The 19764-nt window shown below is 41.8% G+C and carries 19 protein-coding genes; 12 read left to right on the forward strand and 7 right to left on the reverse strand.

What is annotated here, in order from left to right:
- The first annotated feature begins 38 nt into the window (after positions 1-38).
- On the forward strand, positions 39-266 hold the full coding sequence (locus tag ACNO7B_RS03560) for a hypothetical protein (protein WP_017360415.1): 228 nt from the start codon (positions 39-41) through the stop codon (positions 264-266).
- On the opposite strand, the gene ACNO7B_RS03565 is transcribed toward ACNO7B_RS03560, so the two are convergent.
- Positions 247-726, reverse strand: a complete 480-nt coding sequence (locus ACNO7B_RS03565; protein ID WP_074041649.1) for an Hsp20/alpha crystallin family protein — start codon at positions 724-726, stop codon at positions 247-249. The two genes, ACNO7B_RS03560 and ACNO7B_RS03565, sit on opposite strands and share 20 nt — an antisense overlap.
- Positions 727-791: 65 nt before the next feature.
- Between ACNO7B_RS03565 and ACNO7B_RS03570 the strand changes: the two genes are divergently transcribed.
- On the forward strand, positions 792-1049 hold the full coding sequence (locus ACNO7B_RS03570; RefSeq protein ID WP_008344180.1) for a hypothetical protein: 258 nt from the start codon (positions 792-794) through the stop codon (positions 1047-1049).
- 6 nt (positions 1050-1055) lie between these two features.
- Positions 1056-1289, forward strand: coding sequence for a hypothetical protein (locus tag ACNO7B_RS03575; protein WP_008344178.1), 234 nt, complete (start codon positions 1056-1058; stop codon positions 1287-1289).
- 35 nt (positions 1290-1324) lie between these two features.
- On the opposite strand, the gene ACNO7B_RS03580 is transcribed toward ACNO7B_RS03575, so the two are convergent.
- Entirely contained in the window at positions 1325-2716 is a 1392-nt protein-coding gene (locus ACNO7B_RS03580) for an amino acid permease (protein ID WP_008344176.1), read from the reverse strand.
- 178 nt (positions 2717-2894) lie between these two features.
- A complete protein-coding gene (locus tag ACNO7B_RS03585) occupies positions 2895-3968 on the reverse strand; it encodes a glycosyltransferase (protein WP_417901193.1) in 1074 nt (357 codons plus the stop codon).
- A gap of 133 nt (positions 3969-4101) precedes the next feature.
- Here ACNO7B_RS03585 and ACNO7B_RS03590 point away from each other — a divergent pair, with 133 nt between their 5' ends.
- On the forward strand, positions 4102-5994 hold the full coding sequence (locus ACNO7B_RS03590; RefSeq protein ID WP_417901194.1) for an ABC-F family ATP-binding cassette domain-containing protein: 1893 nt from the start codon (positions 4102-4104) through the stop codon (positions 5992-5994).
- A 28-nt stretch (positions 5995-6022) separates the two neighbouring features.
- Here ACNO7B_RS03590 and folE2 read toward each other — a convergent pair whose 3' ends face one another.
- On the reverse strand, positions 6023-6919 hold the full coding sequence (gene folE2 / locus ACNO7B_RS03595; protein ID WP_224559725.1) for a GTP cyclohydrolase FolE2: 897 nt from the start codon (positions 6917-6919) through the stop codon (positions 6023-6025).
- A 143-nt stretch (positions 6920-7062) separates the two neighbouring features.
- On the opposite strand from folE2, the gene ACNO7B_RS03600 reads away from it, so the two are divergent.
- Together ACNO7B_RS03600 and ACNO7B_RS03605 are read left to right on the forward strand one after the other, a co-directional pair.
- A complete protein-coding gene (locus ACNO7B_RS03600) occupies positions 7063-7488 on the forward strand; it encodes a MerR family transcriptional regulator (RefSeq protein WP_341041521.1) in 426 nt (141 codons plus the stop codon).
- A 259-nt stretch (positions 7489-7747) separates the two neighbouring features.
- On the forward strand, positions 7748-8938 hold the full coding sequence (locus ACNO7B_RS03605) for an MFS transporter (RefSeq protein WP_417901195.1): 1191 nt from the start codon (positions 7748-7750) through the stop codon (positions 8936-8938).
- Positions 8939-8984: 46 nt separating this feature from the next.
- Here ACNO7B_RS03605 and ACNO7B_RS03610 read toward each other — a convergent pair whose 3' ends face one another.
- Entirely contained in the window at positions 8985-10538 is a 1554-nt protein-coding gene (locus ACNO7B_RS03610; protein WP_008343192.1) for an ABC-F family ATP-binding cassette domain-containing protein, read from the reverse strand.
- Between the two features lie 152 nt (positions 10539-10690).
- On the opposite strand from ACNO7B_RS03610, the gene ACNO7B_RS03615 reads away from it, so the two are divergent.
- Positions 10691-11833: a DEAD/DEAH box helicase gene (locus ACNO7B_RS03615; protein ID WP_417901196.1), complete on the forward strand. Its 1143-nt coding sequence runs from the start codon at positions 10691-10693 to the stop codon at positions 11831-11833.
- A gap of 37 nt (positions 11834-11870) precedes the next feature.
- Here ACNO7B_RS03615 and ACNO7B_RS03620 read toward each other — a convergent pair whose 3' ends face one another.
- Both ACNO7B_RS03620 and ACNO7B_RS03625 read right to left on the reverse strand, forming a co-directional pair.
- The gene (locus tag ACNO7B_RS03620; RefSeq protein WP_008343189.1) at positions 11871-12875 is read right to left on the reverse strand and encodes an NADP-dependent oxidoreductase; all 1005 of its coding nucleotides are present in this window, start codon (positions 12873-12875) and stop codon (positions 11871-11873) included.
- Positions 12876-12996: 121 nt separating this feature from the next.
- On the reverse strand, positions 12997-13374 hold the full coding sequence (locus tag ACNO7B_RS03625; RefSeq protein WP_173407840.1) for a YfmB family protein: 378 nt from the start codon (positions 13372-13374) through the stop codon (positions 12997-12999).
- Positions 13375-13596: 222 nt separating this feature from the next.
- On the opposite strand from ACNO7B_RS03625, the gene ACNO7B_RS03630 reads away from it, so the two are divergent.
- From ACNO7B_RS03630 to ACNO7B_RS03650, 5 genes are all read left to right on the forward strand, one after another.
- Positions 13597-13944, forward strand: coding sequence for a general stress protein (locus tag ACNO7B_RS03630; RefSeq protein ID WP_007496775.1), 348 nt, complete (start codon positions 13597-13599; stop codon positions 13942-13944).
- Between the two features lie 1102 nt (positions 13945-15046).
- Positions 15047-15703, forward strand: coding sequence for a class I SAM-dependent methyltransferase (locus ACNO7B_RS03635; protein ID WP_007496773.1), 657 nt, complete (start codon positions 15047-15049; stop codon positions 15701-15703).
- Between the two features lie 516 nt (positions 15704-16219).
- Positions 16220-16945, forward strand: a complete 726-nt coding sequence (locus ACNO7B_RS03640; RefSeq protein WP_017360404.1) for a GTP cyclohydrolase II — start codon at positions 16220-16222, stop codon at positions 16943-16945.
- Between the two features lie 32 nt (positions 16946-16977).
- Positions 16978-17781, forward strand: coding sequence for a formylglycine-generating enzyme family protein (locus tag ACNO7B_RS03645; protein WP_417901197.1), 804 nt, complete (start codon positions 16978-16980; stop codon positions 17779-17781).
- A gap of 4 nt (positions 17782-17785) precedes the next feature.
- Positions 17786-19543 carry a WD40 repeat domain-containing protein gene (locus ACNO7B_RS03650; protein WP_417901198.1) on the forward strand — a complete coding sequence of 586 codons (1758 nt, stop codon included), beginning with the start codon at positions 17786-17788 and terminating at the stop codon, positions 19541-19543.
- Positions 19544-19764: the final 221 nt, after the last annotated feature.

Consider the following 19764-nt stretch of genomic DNA (forward strand, 5'->3'; position numbering starts at 1 on the left):
GTATATACTTATAGAGATACATGAAAGGGGAGAAGGGCATGCTGCCTACACGCATTCAGATTACCCATATGAAGACGAATACGATTGGTACAGGGTCCTCGATGACATTCGGTTCGACGATCGTACGAAATCACTGCTCGACGATCAAAAGAAACAATGGTTTTGGTGAACAAAATGCCGATGGCGTGATCACGATCTTGCCGATTGAAACGATTGATGATCGTGATCTAATAGACGCAGTCAGTATTAATATTCGTCATCTATGATAATCGCAGTTGCTTTTCCTTCATCTTTTTGCAAGCGAATGTATAGCACGCCGTCTTTAAAAGCCGCATTCATTTGACCAAGAATCATATCTGGGAGCCGAATTTTTCTTTCAAACGGACCATACTTTCCTTGTTTTTGGCGAAAATCCTGTTCGTTAAAAAAGGAAAAGCGCTGTCCTTTTACAACCAAGTATTCACCATATGACAGCACCTGAACATCTTCTTTCCGGTAGCCAGGCAAATAAATTAAGTACTGAAATTCAGTAGCGGTTTCCACGATGTCGACTGGTGGAAACGATGCATCTGTTCCTCGCTGATCTTGCTGCGAGAATGTAAAGGGAGACGGACCATTTGCCATAAAGGGAGATCTTTGCTCATCATCGAATATCATTTTCCAAAAATCATCTCCATGCATTTGCTGGGCAATGTCCATCCACTGCTTCATTTTTTCGAAGTCCATGTGAAGACCTCCTGTTAACATACTTGATGGGTGCTCGCATATACCTATAAAAAGGAGGTTTATCTGTGGTTCAACCAACTCCGTATATCAATATTAATATTTTCATGTTAAAAATTAATTCCTTTGAAAATGCGTCGGCGGTGAATGTCGGACAAAATTTGTTAGCAGAGTGGCAAAACTCAGATAAAAAAAATCAGGGGTACGGACAGAATTTTGGAGATGCCAGCGGTTTTGTCGGAACAAAGAGCCATGTAGATGATCGAGATCAAGTGGACTCACCTGCCTCTTTTTCGCCAGCAGCTAAACCTATTCCAAGGAAGTGATGTGTGATGTTATTCTCACCCTCAGTCGTCAATGTCGGTGCTTTTAAAATCAATGCAATGGATCGGGGGGCATCACTGACGCTAGGACCTTATCAGCAGATCGATTATTTTCTCTCGATGAAATTGAACCAGGGTTTTGGTGAGGACAATGGAGATTGTTCACCGCTTGTCATTCCGATTTCAAGCGTACTCGATCCAGATATGGTGGACTCGAATTCAGTGAAAAACAGTGTGATTTAAACAAAAAAGAGACCGGGATTCCCCGTGTCTCTTTTCTATTGTGTTTGATTCAGATGGCTTTTGCGTCTTGCGTAGGTAAAATACACAACGACACCAATGGCTACCCAGATGAGGAAGGCTCGCCATGTCTCCCATTTCAGTGTGGCAGCCAAGATCATACAAATGACCGCACTAATGATGGGAAGAACAGGAACAAAGGGTACTTTAAACGCTGTTTTCATATTCGGATGTTTTTTCCGGAGTATGATCACAGCGATCGAGATCACCGTAAAGGCCGCAAGTGTACCGATGCTGACTAAATTAGCAAGTGTTGATAAGTTGACGAAACCAACGATACATGCCGCAACAGCGCCTGTCAGCCAAGTGTTGGCAACCGGTGTCTTCGATTTTGGATGAACGTTTGAAAAGATTTTCGGCATGAGTCCATCACGGCTCATAGCAAAGGTTAAACGAACCTGAGCGTAGACAAGTGCAATTAACACGGTCGTAATCCCAATAATAGCACCTGCCGATATAATACCAGCGACACTATTCAGTCCAACCACTTGTAAAGCAAAAGCGACAGGGTCACTGACATTCAGTTTCGTATAGTGAACCATGCCGGTTAAGACAAAGGACACCCCGATGTATAAAATTGTACAAACACCGAGCGCGCCAATAATTCCGATTGGCATCGCTTTTTGCGGGTTTTTGACTTCTTCTGATGCATTAGCGATTGCATCAAATCCAAGGTAAGCAAAAAAGACAGTGGCCGCTCCTGCGATCACGCCATGGAAGCCCATTGGCATAAAAGGTGTCCAATTTTCAGGTTTAACGTAAGCAAAGCCTGAAATGATAAAGAGGAGGACAATGGCAATTTTGATGAGCACAATGATGTTATTCAGCTTTGTGCTCTCTTTTACGCCTCTTGAGACAATAAAGGTAATGAGTAAAATAATGAGTGCGCCTGGCAGGTTGAAGATGGCCCCATCAGCGGCTCCGGGTGCAGCCGATAAAGCCTTCGGTATGTGCAGACCAAATCCACTGAGCAGTGATTGAAAATAGGATGACCATCCGCTTGCCACAGCAGAGAGCGCAACAACATATTCAAGCATTAAATCCCAGCCCATTAAAAAGGCGAGGAATTCTCCAAGTGTTGCGTAAGAATACGTATAGACACTTCCTGACACTGGAATGGACGAGGAAAATTCAGCGTAACAAAAAGCAGCAAGTGCGCATGCGATCGCAGCCAAAATAAAAGATATAATAATCGCAGGTCCCGCATCTTTCGCAGCCGCAACCCCCGTTATCACAAAAATTCCAGTCCCGACCACACAGCCAATGCCAAGCAAGATTAAATCAAATGTATTCAAAGAACGGCTCAGCCGCTTCGTTTGACTTTCAAGCATGAGCTGATCGAGAGACTTTTTTCTAAATAAAGAACTCATGTTGACCTCCTAATGGATAAATCTTTTCGTAAGACGAATGTTAGTATATGCGTAAATGACAATTTAGTCAATTGGTTGAAAAACGCTTTAAATCACTAAAGTATTAAATGTCACAAAAGTCTAATGTGTATCAAAAGACATCCGCCGTCATTGACAGGCGGATGTGATAACAGGAGATTTACGTTTCTTCAGCAAATATTTTTTCATTGTACAGCACACTCGGATGTGTTGGGTAATGGGCTGAGGATGCAAGATGATGGGTTTTCGCTTGAGCCAAATCACCGAGCTGATAATAACAATAGCAAAGCTGAAGGTGAGGATACCATGTTTTATATTGTGTCAGTGTAAAGGCTGTTTCGATTTCAGGCGCTTTCAGTGCCTGCTCATACCAATAGATCGCTGCTTTGTGTTTATTTTGTGCTTTGAAATGATCCCCAATCCGGCAGCAAAATTCTGGACGGGGCTGATCATATAAGAAGGATCGCAGTAAGGAGGATAAGGCGGCTTCCTCAAATCCGACTGCATAATAGCAGTCAGCTAAATTTTGGCATGTGCGAATTTCATCCTCAATCCAGCATTGTTTTGTGGCTAAAAATTTGTGATAAAAGCGAATCGCCTTCACATGCTGCTTGTTATCTCGTAATTCATTAGCGAAGTAAAAGAGATCACGAGGCGTCATCTCTTCGCCTTTTGCAAGCATGTTTTCATAAATGCGCAGATTGCGTCCGGGCTCTCCGGCGGTTGTTTTCTTACGCTTTTGATGGGTGACGGCGATATCAGCGGGAAAAATGTTGCCATACACTTGAAGGAATTCATGAACGGCCCCATACCACTGAAAGTTCAAGGCACGCTTGACGAGCCGATTTCTTCTATATTTAAAATTCACCTGACCGTCCTCGCTAAATCCAACGTGGTAATACATCGAGACGGCATCTACTGCGGGATCTAGCGTCTGTTTGAGCTGAAGCAGTTTTTGCCGGTCCTCTTCAAGTAGGACATCGTCGGCATCCAGCCATAAGATATACTCTTTTGTTGCATGGGAAAAAGCGAAATTGCGTGCTTTTGCAAAATGCTGGACCCATTCAAAGTCGAGCACCTTTGCTGAAAAGGAGTGAGCAATGTCCTTTGTTTGATCCGTTGATCCTGTATCAACAATGATCATCTCATCTACAATGTCTTGAACAGAAGACAGGCAGTCAGCCAAAACCTCCTCTTCATTTTTCACAATCATACATAAACTAATGGTTATCATCTTTAGATCACCTCTTCATAGTGTATCGAGCATCAAAAGGAAACATTCTTTTCAGCAACGGGTTTTTTTAAAACTAGTTTTCTGCTACTGGCTGATTTAAAATAAAGGAAGAATCTATGTAAGGGCTGATAAAATGAGTTTATTGAATGTAGAAGGATTATATAAAACCTATGGCGAAAAAACGCTGTTTGATCATATCTCTTTTCATATAGAACCAAAGGAACGCATCGGGTTAATTGGACCGAATGGAACAGGGAAGTCAACGCTTCTGAAGGTGATCGCAGGACTCGAGTCATTTGAGGAAGGCGACATTACAAAGGCAGGGACACTTGATATCGAATTTCTTGAGCAAGATCCTGAAATGAGCGGAGATGAAACGATTCTCGACTATATTTTTTCAGGAACAGCACCAATGATTCAAACGATGAAAGCCTATGAACAGGCGCTGGCTGATTTAGAGCATGATCCACAAAACGAGGCAAAACAAGAAGCGCTTATGCGTATGCAAAATAAAATGGATCAGGAAGACGCATGGGATGCGAACCTTTCGGCGAAAACGATTTTGACAAAGCTTGGTGTCAAAGATGTGAGCCGTTCTGTTCATGCGTTATCAGGCGGACAGAAAAAGCGTGTGGCGATTGCCAAAAACTTAATCCAGCCTGCGGGTTTGCTGATTTTAGATGAGCCGACAAACCATCTAGACAACGCAACCATTGAATGGCTTGAGGGATATTTGAGTCAATACAGCGGGGCTGTCATTCTTGTCACCCATGATCGTTATTTCTTAAACCGCGTCGCCAATCGGATTTATGAATTAAATCAGGGGCAGCTTTACACATATAAAGGAAATTATGAAGTCTTTTTAGAAAAAAGAGCGGAACGAGAAGCGGCAGCTCAAGTAAAAGAAACGAAACGTCAAAATTTGCTTAGACGTGAGCTTGCATGGCTCAGAAGAGGGGCAAAGGCTCGAACGACAAAGCAAAAAGCACGTATCGGCAGAGTGGAAGAGCTGAAGGATCAAAAGGGACCTGATGCAAAGGGAGAGCTTGATTTTGCGATCGGTTCTCACCGGCTTGGAAAACAAGTGATTGAGGCAGAAGAGATCAGCATCACATTTGCTGGACAAACCCTTGTGGACCAGTTCAGCGATTTAGTCGTGCCAGGTGATCGTATCGGATTTATCGGACCGAATGGAGTGGGCAAAACGACTTTACTCAATTGCCTGGCGGGTAAAATCGAACCGACGAATGGACAATTGACCATTGGACAAACAGTCCGCATTGGCTATTACACGCAGGACCATAACGAAATGAATGAAGAGCTGAATATCATTGATTACATCAAAGAAACAGCTGAAATTGTCAAAACGGCAGATGGCGTCATTGTGACAGCAGAGCAGATGTTGGAGCGATTTTTATTCCCTAGATCCATGCAGCGCACGTTTATCCGCAAGCTGTCAGGGGGAGAGCGCCGCAGATTGTATTTATTGAAGGTATTGATGGAAGAGCCGAATGTTCTCTTTTTAGATGAGCCGACGAATGATCTTGATACAGAGACGCTCAGCATTTTAGAGGATTATTTGGAGCAGTTCCCAGGCGTAGTCATCACCGTGTCGCATGATCGTTATTTCTTAGACCGAGTCGTCCATCGTCTGCTTGTGTTTGAAGGAAATGGACGCATTTCACACTTCCAAGGTGCTTACAGCGATTACATGGAGCAAGAAAAAGAACAGAAGCGAACAGAGACAAAACCTGCTGAAAAACAAGTAGAAGCTGCTCCTAAAAAGAGAAAAAAACTATCCTATAAGGACCAGCTTGAATGGGATGGCATTGAAGATCGGATACAAGCACTAGAGGACAAACACCAGCAGCTCGAAGCCAGCATTGCTGAGGCTGGCAGTGATTTTGGGAAAATTCAAGAGCTGATGGACAAGCAAAAAGCCGTCGCTGAAGAATTAGAACAAGCGATGGATCGTTGGACAGAACTGTCGCTGATAATTGAGGAATTAGAAAGTAATGAAAAATAAAGGTTGGCAAAAAAACTGTAGAGACATTCTACAGTTTTTTTTGATAAGAACATTTGGCATAAGCATCGTGCTGGTGAATGGATTCTTCATTTCGACACTCAATTTGAAAGCCTTTAATCCAGTTTTGTTCATATAGCTCTGCTGCAATTAACCTCGCAACATCCTCTACAAAACGTGGATTTTCATAGGCCTCTTCTGTCACTTGTTTTTCATCTGGTCTTTTGAGTACAGGGTAAAGAGGCGCACTCGCATTAGACTCGATGATCTGCAGTAGATCTGCTTTCATGTCGTCAGGGAGTTGACCTTGTTCAAACAGCTCTACCTGAATCGATACAGTGCCGCGCTGATTATGTGCGCCGTATTCACTGATTTCTTTTGAACAAGGACATAACGTTGTCACTTGAGCAGTGCAGCCAATATGACAAATCCATCCGTTCTCTTCATGAAAATGGATGTCATATTGCACGTCTGCATGCATCAAACCGGACTTTCCGCTGATGGGACTCTTTTTTTCCATGTACCACGGAAAGGAAACTTGAATCGAGGCAGATGGCTGATTCATATGCTTGGCAAGCTGTGCTGTCAATTCTTTTAAGGAATCCACATCAACCGGCTTTCCGCTCTCATAAAATGAGTGAAGCTGCTCGGTGAGACGGCTCATATGAATGCCTTTTTGATGAGCTGGCAAATATGTACTCAGCGTAAAATCAGCGGAAGAGGTTTGGTGCTGTGGAGCCGTTTTAGACAAAATATGTACAGGGTACGACACACGGCAAATTCCGACCTGTTCCAGATCAAAATAAAAGTCCTGTTCGGTTTGTTGGATGTCTATCATGTCCTCTTTTTGACAAGGTTTTGTTCTACCGCTTGGCGGGACAGAACCGAATTGTGCGTGTCGTTCTTTTTTGGATGGAAATGAACGCATAGGGTACCTCCTTTAAAACGTAATGATTCCTATTTATTTTGCATCAAACCACAATAGAAATCAAGTGATTAAACATTAACGTTTACGTTAAGGTCATAAAGGTGTATAATAAAACATGAATTGATGAGCAGGAGGCACTGGCGATGGAATGGATGAAAATTGATCAAGTGGCGAAAAGAAGCGGCCTGACGAAACGAACCATTCGTTTCTATGAAGAGATTGGTTTATTACCAGCACCAAAGCGGACAGAGGGCGGTGTCAGACTTTACTCAGAGGATGACATGGAAGAACTGGAGAAAGTGATGCAGGCCAAAGAAGTACTTGGCTTTTCTTTACAAGAGCTTCAGTCGTTTATGGAAATCGGAAAACAGCTTGAGCTGAATAAAGAAGGCTACTTGTTGTCACTTGACCCGAAGGAACGATTAGAGAAACTGTTAGATATTGAGGCACAGCTGACTGTGCAGCATCAATTGATTACAAAAAAGCTAGAAACGATTCAATCCTTTAAAAAGGATCTTGAAATGATGAAAGAAAGAGCGGCTCATGCCATTGAGCAATTACAAAAATAAACACCTCAGCGTGTTTATTTCAGCGTGTAGACAAACCCTCGCATTCTTTGTCAGTCCTGCGCTCTGGTGCTCACGAATGCCAAATTCGCTCCGCTCCAGTGCTCGTCCTTCCTAGACTGCAAAGGTTTTCTATCACGCTGAAAAAGAAGACAAAGAGCTAAAATAAAGTTCATTTTAGCCCTTTGTCAACAAAATAAAATAAACACCTCAGCGTGTTTATTTTATTTTGTTAAACAACTGTAGGAAAGGTTCTGATGGAATGCAGGAAGAAGAAGTATTAAAACAGCGTACGAGTCTGCTTAGACAGCCAAAGGCCGTCTGGGCGGTGGCCTTTGCTTGTGTGATTTCATTTATGGGCATAGGGCTTGTAGACCCAATTTTGCCAGCCATTGCATCACAATTACATGCATCTCCAAGTCAGGTGTCTCTTTTATTTACGAGCTATTTGCTTGTCACCGGCTTTGTGATGTTTTTTACCGGTTTTATTTCTAGTCGTATTGGTGCCAAATGGACGTTATTATTAGGACTCATCTTTATTATTGTCTTTTCTGCTTTAGGCGGTACTTCTTCAACCATTAATGAATTAATTGGTTTTAGAGGCGGATGGGGCATTGGGAATGCCTTATTTATTTCAACGGCATTATCAGTGATTGTCGGTGTGTCTGTTGGAGGAAGTGCGAAAGCCATCATCTTATATGAGGCGGCACTAGGTCTTGGGATTTCTGTTGGGCCGCTCCTTGGCGGTGAGCTTGGAACGATCTCTTGGCGCGGGCCATTCTTTGGCGTGGCAGTGTTAATGCTCGTTGCTCTTTTAGCTATTATTTTTATGCTTCCACCTATACAAAAGCCGCAGAAAAAGGTGAAGTTATTTGAAGCTGTTGGAGCCTTGAAATACAAAGGGCTTTTAACGATGGCATCTGCCGCTTTCTTATATAACTTTGGATTCTTTGTTCTTCTAGCTTATTCGCCATTTGTGCTTCATCTTGATGAGCATGGTCTTGGCTACGTCTTTTTTGGATGGGGATTATTTTTGGCTGTGACATCTGTCTTCTCAGCGCCGGTCATTCATCGTAAATTGGGTACATTAACAGCTCTTGTTGTTCTCTTTGCTTCGTTTGCTGTGATTTTATTCGGCATTGGGATATGGACATCACATGTGGTCGTGGTCATTTGCGGTATTGTCATTGCTGGGGGAATCCTCGGCATGATCAATACGGTGCTGACGACGGCTGTGATGGGATCAGCTCCTGTTGAGCGTTCAATTGCTTCATCCTCATACAGTGCTGTACGATTTATTGGTGGTGCGATTGCGCCTTGGATTGCAGGAGTACTCGCTGAAACTTACACAGCAAGCACCCCTTATTATGTAGGGGCGGCTGTTGTTCTCTTAGGATTGGTCATCCTGCTTCTTGGCCGTAAGCATTTGGTGAATATCCAGGCAGGTCATTAATAGAAAAAAGCCTTATATCTGCAAACGATATAAGGCTTTTTTGTCTTTATAATACTTTGGTTGTCCAGGATTCGCAATTCCAAGTTTCAGTAGCCACATCTTGATAAAATTCAGGTTCGTGGGAAATCAATAGGACGCTGCCTTTATATTCTTTTAACGCGCGCTTTAATTCTTCTTTTGCATCGACATCCAAGTGGTTTGTCGGCTCATCGAGAACAAGCAAATTGGTTTCTTCGTTAATGAGCTTGCAAAGGCGGACCTTCGCTTTTTCACCACCACTTAAAACAGACACACGGCTTTCAATATGTTTTGTCGTTAAACCGCATTTGGCAAGGGCAGCTCTGACTTCATATTGTGTGTACGATGGGAAGGTGCTCCACACCTCTTCGATACAAGTGTTGCTGTTTTGCTCTTTTACTTCTTGCTCAAAGTAGCCAATATGCAGGAATTCTCCGCGTTCCACCTCACCAGAAATGGGGGAAATTTCTCCAAGCAGGCTTCGGAGCAGTGTCGTTTTTCCGATACCGTTGGCACCGTATAACGCAATTTTCTGCCCGCGTTCCATTTTTAAATTCAATGGACGAGAAAGTGGTTCGTCATACCCAATGACTAAATCCTTCGTTTCAAAAATCAATTTCCCTGATGTACGTGCAGGTTTAAAGTGGAATTCTGGTTTTGGTTTTTCGGCCGCCAGTTCAATCATATCCATCTTATCCAGTTTCTTTTGACGAGACATCGCCATATTTCGAGTGCTGACACGTGCTTTATTTCTCGCGACAAAATCCTTTAATTCAGCCACTTCTTGCTGCTGCCTTTTATACGCTGCTTCTAGCTGCTGCTTTTTCACTTCGTACACTTGTTTAAATTGATCATAATCACCAACGTATCGCGTGAGTTCTTGATTTTCGACATGATAAATCAAGTTAATGACACTGTTTAGGAACGGAATATCATGTGAAATGAGGATAAACGCATTTTCATATTCCTGCAAATAGCGCTTCAGCCACTCAATATGCTGTTCATCTAAATAGTTGGTCGGCTCGTCAAGAAGAAGAATTTCAGGCTTCTCTAATAGCAATTTCGCAAGCAGTACTTTTGTACGCTGTCCGCCGCTCAGCTCTGTCACATCACGATCGAGCCCGAGATCTGTTAACCCAAGACCTCTTGCAATTTCCTCTACCTTGGAATCAATGATATAAAAATCATTGTTCGTCAGGGCATCCTGAATGACGCCTACTTCTTCTAAAAGCTTTTCTAGCTCATCAGGATCTGCTTCACCCATTTTTTCGTAAATGTCATTCATTGCGGCTTCCATTGAGAATAAATAATGGAATGCATCTTGAAGGACTTCACGAATGGTTCTTCCTTTTTCAAGCACGGTATGCTGATCGAGGTAACCGACACGGACATTTTTTGCCCATTCGACTTTTCCTGCATCTGGCTCAAGCTTGCCAGTAATAATATTCATAAACGTTGATTTTCCTTCACCGTTGGCGCCGATCAAGCCGACATGCTCGCCTTTTAATAACCGGAAGGAGACTTCGTGGAAAATGGCTCTGTCGCCAAAGCCATGACTTAAATCTTTAACAGATAATATCATTTTTTACACCTCAAATAGATTCAAAACGGCTAGTGCCTCTCATGATTATATCGAACTGTCCGGCTCGATAAAAGCATCAAAAGAAAAATTGCGTTTCAAAGCTGATTTTGAGATACTTAAGGATAGATTGAATGAGGATAAAGGAGATCAACATGACGGAAAATTGGGCATTTTTTAAAGAAGCAAAGCCATTTATTCAAAAGAACTTTGAAGCGGCTGGCTTTGAGAAGCCAACAGCGATACAAGAACAAACAGCAGAGTGGATTACGGAAAAACGCGATGTGATCGCAGAATCACCGACTGGAACAGGGAAGACCCTTGCGTATGTTCTGCCGCTTTTAAATAAAATTGATGTGAGTATCAAACACCCGCAAGTCTTAATCTTGGCACCTTCAAGAGAGCTTGTGATGCAAATCTTTGATGTCGTGCAAGAGTTCAAGCAAGGATCAGACATCAAAGCTATTTCCTTAATAGGCGGGGCAAACATCAAGAAGCAGCAGGAAAAGCTAAAAAAACACCCGAATATCGTGGTGGCGACACCGGGTCGCGTACAAGAGTTAATCAAAATCAAGAAACTAAAAATGCATGAAGTGAAAACAATCGTGTTAGACGAGGCAGATCAACTTCTTGTGCCAGAGCATATGAAAACGATCCAAGGGATCATTAAGTCCACATTAAAAGAAAGACAAATCCTTTGTTTTTCTGCAACATTGAAAGAAGAAACCGTTCAGCTGATAAAAGAAATGACATCTGAACCAGAAGTATTGAAAATTGCTAGAAGCGAGGAAGAAGCACAGAAAGTGGGTCACTATTATCTGTTATGTGATCAGCGTGACAAAGTGAAACTGCTGCAAAAGCTATCACGGCTTGAGGACATGCAGGCGCTTGTCTTTGTGCGAGATATTACGAATTTGAGCATTTATGCAGAAAAATTAGCGTATCACCATGTCGACCTTGGTGTGCTTCACAGTGAAGCGAAAAAAGCAGAGCGTGCTGTCATCTTAAAGGCGTTTGAACAGCGTGAATTCCCGCTCCTCCTTGCAACAGATATTGCAGCAAGAGGAATCGATATTGATGATCTGCCATATGTGATTCATGCAGATATGCCAAATGAAGAGGGCTACATCCACCGTTCAGGTAGAACCGGACGCGCAGGAAAAGAAGGCGCAGTCATCAGTCTTGTCACACCTCAAGAGCGATCAATGCTGAAAAAAATGGCGAAAAAGCTGAATCTTACGCTTGAAGAAATCATGTATAAGCAAGGCCAGCTGCACCTTGCACCCAAGCAGGCATAAGAAAAGGACCCTCCATAATTGGCAGGGTCCTTTTTTGTTATGAAATTTTGACAAGTTGTTTTCCGACATTTTCCCCTTTGAATAGTCCAAGGAATGCATCTGGAATATGATCAAAACCTTCGATAATGGTTTCTTTGTAAGTCAGTTTGTCTTCTTTTACCCATTGTGCGAGATCTTTTGCCGCCTCTTCAAAACGATCAGAGTAGTTGGCAACAATGAAGCCCTGCATCAATGCACTTGTTTTAATGAGTTTTGTTTGCACACGAGGGCCAATGTCTTCGCTTGCACTAATGTTATAAGAAGAAATGGCGCCGCAGACTGGAATACGTGCAAAACGGTTCAAATGATTCATTACAGCATCAGAGATGTCGCCGCCCACATTGTCAAAATACACATCGACACCGTTTGGACAGGCTTTTGCAATGGCATCATCTAAATCATTTGTTGTTTTATAATTAATGGTTTCATCAAAGCCCAGTTCTTTTAAATAAGCCAGCTTATCATCAGATCCGGCAATTCCAACGACGTGGGCACCTTTGATTTTAGCAATCTGTCCGACAACAGAACCAACGGCACCTGCGGCTCCAGAAATGACAACAGTTTCGCCTTCTTTTGGTTGACCAATCGCAAGAAGTCCAAAATAGGCGGTTTGTCCTGGCATGCCCAAAATCCCTAAATAATAAGATAACGGCGCAATGGATGGATCAATTTTTGTCAGAGACTCTGCTTTGGCAGTAGAATATTCCTGCCAACCAAGGAATCCAAGTACAAAATCACCTTTCTCAAATTGAGGAGATTTGGACTCGACGACTTCTCCGACCACACCACCCTGAATGACTTCATTCAGCTTGAACGGAGGTGTATAGGATTTTGTATCTTGCATTCGTCCTCTCATGTAAGGATCTACTGACACATATTTCGTTTGAATCAAGACTTCGCCATCTTGCGGCGTTGGTATATCAACTGTTTCAAAATGAAAAACATCTTTAGTAGGTAACCCTTTTGGACGTTTTGCTAATTGAATTTGTTTTTGTTGACTCATGTCAAATCCTCCCTTTCACTTGCAACCTAGATTTACATTAACATGATGCTTCTTTTCGTTCAAAACATACGGTCTTTTCCAAGCACATACAAAAAAGCAGCCACCATCTAAAAGAAGGAGACTACTTTTTTTGAAGAGAGACAGAAAGGAGCGGCGGGAGACAACCAAACAGTTGATACTCATCCGCATCACGTTCTTTTAACAAATATTCATTTGCATTTTGCATGGAGGCTTTCATCATATCGTGCGTCACAAAAGGAAAAAGGATATTTAAATATGAGGACAACAGGTCTTGTGGATCTTGTTCGATTGACTCGATATCTCCAATGTTAATAATAATAGAAAAGAGATAATCGATACAGATGTGAAAGTGCTGTTCAGCAAACAAAGTAAGTGACTTTGCTTTTGATTCTTCAGGATTCCATTTTTGAAAAAGCTGTTTCACCAAATCACTGACAACCCATGCATTAAACTGCTGCTCAGCTGAAAAATAATACATCAGCTCCACCCCATTTCTAGCCTCCAGTATAAGAATTGTACAACAAATGACAAGGAAAGCATACAATTTTTCAGAAAATTTAGTCACATCCGCAGTCTTTTTGTCAAAAATAAGTCCATAGACGCATTAAGTTCACAAAGTAAAAATGGATGTGCTGGAGGAAGGTTTAATGACAAAAGTGACGGGTAAAAGATTCGTAAGACGTTAAAGGAGGAATAATAAATGAAACCTGTTGTAAGAGAGTATTCAAATGATGAAACACTTCAAAGAGATGTGGAGCAATTAAAACAACTCGGTGTTGCAAGAGAGGACATTTATGTTCTGTCCCATGACGATGATCGAACTGAGCGTATTGCAAGCAACGCAGATGCCAATACGATAGGTCCAAAAGAAGTTGGACTCAAGCATGCGGTTGGAAACATCTTTAGCAAAAAGGGAGATGAACTCCGCAATAAGATTCACGAAATTGGTTTCTCAAAAGAAGAAGCTGAGACATTTGAAGAACATTTAGACGAAGGAAAAGTTCTTCTCTTTGTGACTGACCATGAAAAAGTGAAAAATTGGGCATAAACGCCATCGTAAAAAGCCTCTTACTTTTGTAAGGGGCTTTTTTCAGATTTTAGTCCTTTGTCTTCTTTTCAGCGTGATAGAAAACCTTTGAAGTCTAGGAAGGACGAGTACTGGTGCGGAGCGAATTTGACATTCGTGAGCACCAGCACGCAGGACTGACAAAGAATGCGAGGGTTTGTCTACACGCTGAAAGCCTCTTACTTTTGTAAGGGGCTTTTTTTCATGCTGCGATAATTAAAATCTACCATCTGTCTTTTTCACTATAATAAGACAGGTTGAAAAATTGGGATAAACAGTAAAATGTCTAATTGAAAATATAGAAATATCAAAGGATACCATCAAAAAAAAGAAAAAAGTAGTGAAAATATCACAAAAAACCATTCGGGAAATAATTATGATATCTTTATTTTTATCTCAAAATGAAATAAAAATCCTGTGTAATTTAGTAGATAAATTTCTTAGTTCTATTGGTTTAAGTTGTATTTTTGTGTAGAAATAAGTGTTTTAAGGTCAAAAAACCACGAAATATACCTGTATTTTCAATTAGAAAATCATTCTAATGTTTAGGAAATAATTTGTTGACAAAATAATCTAAAAACAATATATTTGGCTTAATCAAGTCATTATGGAAGTAGTTGTTAAATTTTTGATAGGTGGATTTCAGGATCAATTCTGTAAATGATGATGCATTAAGACCTAAGGAAGAGCACTTCTGGGGCAAAGCGATACTGAAGAAATATCTATTAGACAAAAAGAAATGAATGATAGATAGCTTAGAATGGTAGATTCGTTTTTCTACTATGCCTACTTCTCAATGGTAATATTCAGAGGATCATCATAAAGAAAACGCTTTCTAAACGCTGTTAAGGAGGTGAACCCATATGAAGAAAATGTATAACAAACTGAGGCGCTGTAACAGTTGAATGGCTGTGGTTGTATGTGAAGATGAGTGCTGAAAAAGAAGAGTGACATGTGGGATGCTTCTCTCCTTTTTCAGAAAACAGATTTCCTAAAAAATCCATCTTTCATTTTATCATAAGGCTTTTTGCTTGAAAACCACCTTTGTTAGGAAAGGTGATTGTGAATTGAAGGAGGTCACGTGATGAAAAAGGCTTTGTATCATGAAGACAGCGGGTTGTATTTAGAGAAAATGCGCATGGCTTTTCAAGAACACTATGAGCAAAGAACAGATATGTGGTCTACTGATCCATCATTAACAGACGCTGCTGTGATGTCTCTCAAGGCATGGCGTTCCAGGGAAAAGGATGCACTTGCTTCTGTGCTGGATATCGGCTGCGGGAACGGCAGGGCTCTTGAACATTTACAAGGACTGTCGGCATATACCGGCATTGACCTTTATGAGCATGAGGAATGGCAAGGATTAAAGAAAAGAAAAGAGGTTCCTGTCCACTTTTATCATCAAGATTTTATGTCCTGGTCAATGGATCAAGGGCGCGAGCTGACGTTTGATCTGATTTTAGATCATGGCTGCTTTCACCATCAGCACCCTGATGACCACGAACGATACTTAAAGCAGATTTCCTCGCTGCTTCATGAAGGTGGTGTGTTTTCCCTTGTTGTATGGGGAGAAGAGTGGAAAACAGGTTTAATCGGAGAAGATGGACGCTTCCATTTTTCATTCTCAGATACTCAGCTTGGAGAAAAGATTTGTACATCAGGACTTGAGCTCGTTTCGATTACACCATTACAAGCGAAGGCTGGGATCAGCCAGCATCATGTCATTGCTGTCAAAATCTAGTGCAAAGGAGGATAAACGCGATGTTTGATGTGATGGTTCTTGGTGCATACGTAGGCGGGTGTCATGCTTCAATCAATGTAGCTGAATTGAAGTACGGACTATTCATCCAATCAAATGGTACAACCGGATGACGTGCATTTGAAGAACCAGAGCTTCTAGTAAAGGAGAAAGCAGCTCGAAGCTAGCAGAGATATTCTCTTAGAGAAAGAGCATGTCAGTTTCCATTCAAAAATCATCCAATGGTGTTGCTCTCTTACAGAGAATACAGCGTATGAAGCTCGATTTCTGCTCCTTTGTACTGGACAAGTGACAGTCTAAAAGAGTCTTTATAAAAGGTACTGATGGATGATTGGCATCGCACATCTATTCAGCCAGTATGACAGGATATTTCTCCTGAGCCATGATTCTAGCTGGAACCGGTGCTCAGGGTGCAAAGGGAGTGCATACACATATTCATCACGCCATCACTGCGCTGAGAGAGTTCAATGGGGTGCAGTGATGAATAGGGGGAGACAAATGAACAAGTTTGTAGCTGAACTACAATCAATGATTCATCATTTTACATTTCAAGAAAAACACTATTTGCTCGTGGGGCCAGTGAACCTGCCGATCTCTATTGAACATGAAGAAGTGCAGTTTACATGGTATGCCTTTGCGTCTGTAGAAGCTGATACAACGCCAACGGTTGAGTCTATTGTACAAATGAGTACCGAGCAGCAAACATTTTCCTCTTGTCTCCTTTTTGGCGACTTTGAAAATGAAGTGCCGCCGCTTGTGCGAATTCATAGTGTCTGCCAAACAGGGGATGTGTTTGGGTCACTGAAATGTGATTGCGGTCCACAGCTTGCATCATCGCTAAAAAAAATCACCGATTACGGAAAAGGCATGCTTGTGTATATGGCCAATCAAGAAGGGCGCTCTATTGGGCTGATGGCCAAAGCCTTCACGTATAAATTACAGGAAATGAAACTGGATACATTTGAGGCGAACAGGTTGATCGGCTGCGGAGATGATGATCGGCATTACGAGGAAGCAGCGGCTGTTTTGCACTATTTAAACAAAGGGAAACCATTGCATCTTTTAACCAATAATCCAGATAAAGTCGATTCCATTGCTGCTTACGGTCTTCCGGTTTTACGGTTTGATCATACGGTAGAAGCCTCTCTCTATAATGAAGCATATTTAAAGGCAAAAGCAGCATCAGGGCATATGGTCGATGAGAAGAAATTAATTAATCAGTAGATGAGTTTATTTAAAGAAGGCGGGAGAAAAGCGTGAAACCTGATATCAATTGGATTCAAATCCCAAGCGGCTATGCGACGATTGGAAGTAATGAAGAAGATATGAAAAAGGCATCAGAATTTTGGAAGGACAAACTTCTGAATCCAGCCTATGGCCGTGAGAAAAAATTTCAAAAATGGCTGTACAAAGAATTTCCATCTTATCAGCCGTATATGAGTGAATTTTTCATCTCAGATTCGGTCGTCACCAATGAATGGTATCAAAGCTATTGCGACGAGACAGGAAAGCCTTATCCAGAGAGCTTGACGAACCTAGAACTTGGCGGGGGAAAAGACCATCCAGCTTGGGGCATGGACATCGAGGAAGCTTTCTCATTTTGTCAGTGGCTGAGCGGGAAGCTTGGATATGAGGTATCGATCCCTACTGAGGAAGAATGGGAATATGCTGCCCGGGGCAATACGAGACATCAATATCCTTGGGGAGATGAGTTTCACCCCTCTTACTGTAATACACACGAATCAAATATTGAAAAAACGACACCTGTCCGTCATTACGAAAAAGGAAGATCTCTATTTGGACTATATGATATGGGTGGCAATGTCGAAGAATGGGTCAACACCAAGTATCACATATATGAAGGTGGAATTGAGGTTGTAGATGATTTAACCGAGACACTCGGCAGTGATTACTACATTTTAAAAGGTGGCTCCTTCGCAAGAGGCGGAGATTTATGCAGAGTCGCAAGAAGACACGGGAAACACCCAGACCCTGTTTTTCGATTTACTGGTTTTCGTGTAGTTACTCGTCAAAAACAACATATAAAGGTGGGAGTGTAAAACCATGCATAGAGGACCGATTACATCCGTTTTATCAACTCAGCATGACCAAATTGTCTACACAGGTGGCTATGACCGCTGTATTTATAAATGGGACCGTGCCACGGGAGAAGGAACATTTATTGGTAGTCACGAGCATATCATCAACTCTTTATCCCTTTCGGAAAATGGAACGTATTTAGCGAGTGCATCGTCAGACTATACCATTCAATTATATGATACTGGCACACATACAAGAATTCGTACGCTATATGGTCATGCGGATGATGTAGAAGCTGTCGCATTTGCAAAGCAGGATACGCTTCTTGTATCGGTGTCCAGAGACAGAAGATGCCTAGTTTGGGATATTGAAACGGGAGCCATTTTAAGAGAATTTCATGGACATAGCAAGGATGTATTAGCTGTATGGATTCATGAGGATAAAGCTTATACAACTGGTGACGATGGCTATGTCCTTGTATGGCTCTATGAAACAGGAGAAATTGTAGGTGAAATTGGCCCGTTTGATTATGAGCTGGATACCATCAGCGGCAGCAATCAAAAAGAAGTATTCGCCCTTGGTAGAGACGATGGCACGGTCATCATTTATGATGCCGCTACATTACAGGAGAAAAAAATCATTAAAGCTCATTTACAAGGTGTGAAACGTGTGAATTTTTCGCCGAGCGGTAACTACTTGCTCACAGCGGGTTATGACCATTTAATTAAGCTCTGGAATTATGAAACAGGTGATTTAATTGATACGCTGCTGCCTCATAAATATCAATGGGAGCGCTCGCTTGTTTGGACAGAAGACGAGCAAGCCATTTTAGGAGCCAGTTTTGGGAAAACGTATTGTGAATGGTCCATTCAAGAAGGAAAAGTGATCTCTGATGAGCAGGAATTGGCGACACCTTCTATTAATGATATTGCGTTGACTGAAGCGGGTGATATTATCACTGCATCAGATGACGGAAAATTCAGAAAGAATGGAATCGAAATCGCAAAATCAACAGGTGTTCTCACAAATGGAGTGGCTGTTGCACGGGATGGAAGCTATTATGCATGGGGCGATCATGCGAGTCAGGTGCATATTGTACACGAGTCATTGCAGCAAATGGTCTCTTTTGATCTCAACACAGGTCCTGTCAATAGTGTGTATTTCCATGAGGAGGATCGTCAATTTTATATCGGCACTTATGGCGGTTATGTGCATGTCATTTCGACTGAACACTTAAAGGAAATCGGCCGTTCTAAAGCACATGATTGCGCGGTCAAAGCATTAAAGGTAGAAGAAGATCATATCATCACAGCGGCAGTTGAAGGAACCATCTGTCTTCTCGATAAAAAGAGTTTGTCCTTAACAGCAGAATATATCGGGGCGACAGAGCTGTTAAATGATGTATTTATTGATAGCAAAAGAGATCGTATTGCCATTGTCAGCCGTGATAAAAACGTCCGATTGTTTGATTTGCATACAGGCAGAATTTTAAATCAGCACAACGAGCATCAATATTCCATTAAATCCATCACTGTGACAGACTCTGGCTATATTGTGAGCGGAGACTATTGGGGGTATATTGTGGTATGGAATCCAGAGCTAGATGTCAATACAGGTCCGATTCGAATTGCTAAGAATGGCATTAGTGCCATTAGACAACTAGGAAATGATGTGTATGCAAGCTCATATGACGGTGGTATTTATCATATTCGAGAAGATGGCACACATACGGAAGTACTGCGCTTATTTGAACAATTTCCGAAAGAAGTAATCTCTCATTAAGAAAAAGAATGTAAGCGGGGGATTCTCATGATAAGTGTTTGCAAGGAACATATGAAAAAAGGTCTGACTGTACTCAATTGTCCGCATGTGCTCCTCATTAATAAATATGAATGTCGCAAATGCTGTTTTTGTAAACAACGAGCATCATATAAACTGTTTTATTCCTTGCCTTACTATGATCGATCTGAAAAGAAACGGCTTGAGAAAGTATAGCACATGAG

The sequence above is a fragment of the Bacillus sp. AK25 genome, from assembly GCF_048270685.1.
GTDB lineage: Bacteria > Bacillota > Bacilli > Bacillales > Bacillaceae > Bacillus > Bacillus altitudinis.